This window comes from Candidatus Aquicultor sp. (assembly GCF_054640775.1).
The window spans coordinates 1-1,112 of record NZ_JBTSLF010000085.1; the positions used below are offsets into that span (position 1 = coordinate 1).

At 40.8% G+C, this 1,112-nt stretch carries 1 protein-coding gene; it reads right to left on the bottom strand.

Annotated elements, in window-relative coordinates:
- On the bottom strand, positions 1–775 hold a 775-nt coding region (locus tag ACYC56_RS08245; RefSeq protein ID WP_461373703.1), incomplete at its 3' end, for a restriction endonuclease.
- Positions 776–1,112 lie beyond the last annotated feature (337 nt).

The window sequence follows — 1,112 nt, forward strand, 5'->3', positions numbered from 1 at the left end:
CAGTCTTAGCTGCCAAATCTTTTGCAATTTCTATAATTTCGCCTTGAAGTTGCTCGATATCTCTATCGTAGATAATTAAATATTCTTGAAGTTGTCTTAACGCCTCTTTGATAGAGCTAACACAAATGTCTTGCACTTCCCTAGCAATATCTTGCTCTGGACCCAAAAATGCGTACACATCTTCTTGAAGCGCTCGGCGAACATATAATTTTGGAATATATTTACCTTTTGCAAACCGATCAACTTGGGTGTCTACATGGTACCGGAACCCGGCGGTAAGTGCTTGCATACTAACTAGGCTGCTCTTTTCAAGGTCTTTATCTAGAGAAAGCTTCCTTAGGACCTGATCAGGTAAGTGACTGCGAAGGCTATCAATGTATTCATGGATATATCTCTCAATATCATCCATCCACCAAGCCTGGATATGGAACGGTTTATTTTCTTCTAACTTACCTAGCCACCTGCGCATCTCTGGAGATGGTTTAGCAGTTGTAACCAGCAACCATGTATCGATCCCACCAGCCTCAAAATTAGCCAATTCTTTTGAAATGATTGCTTTAGTTATTATCTTAGTATGCTTGCATTGGAAGATCCATTTTCGGCTCCTTGCCACTATGCCTGGTATGCGAGCAGGTAAGTACGCTTCAACATCAATACCGCGATCTCCCGTGCCGTCAATACGTTGAGCATTATAAAATCCCATTGCCTCAACCAGGCGTAGAGTTAGCAAAACAAATTCATCTGGTGTTAATGCTTCCCAGTCCACTTTCAACACTACTCTTCCATTAATTCTTACTGCTTATGCAGGATTGCATATTTCTCAGCTAACAATGTATGACCATTCTACATGATCATTAAAGTTCTCAGGAAAATATTCGGTCGCATTATCGGTAACTGCAGGTCCCTTTCCAATCTCCCCACCGACTCTTAGAACTCTGTCGTTGTGCGAAAAAAATGAAGGCTCTGAACATCATGAATAGGTCACTCCAGCTCTAACTAGATGTCGTTTCGCTAGTATCTTCAATACTATCGCTTTTTGTATTAGCGGTATCCTTTTCAACTGTTACACGATTCTTTACATATATATCGTTTACTATATCACCGAGCTGTCT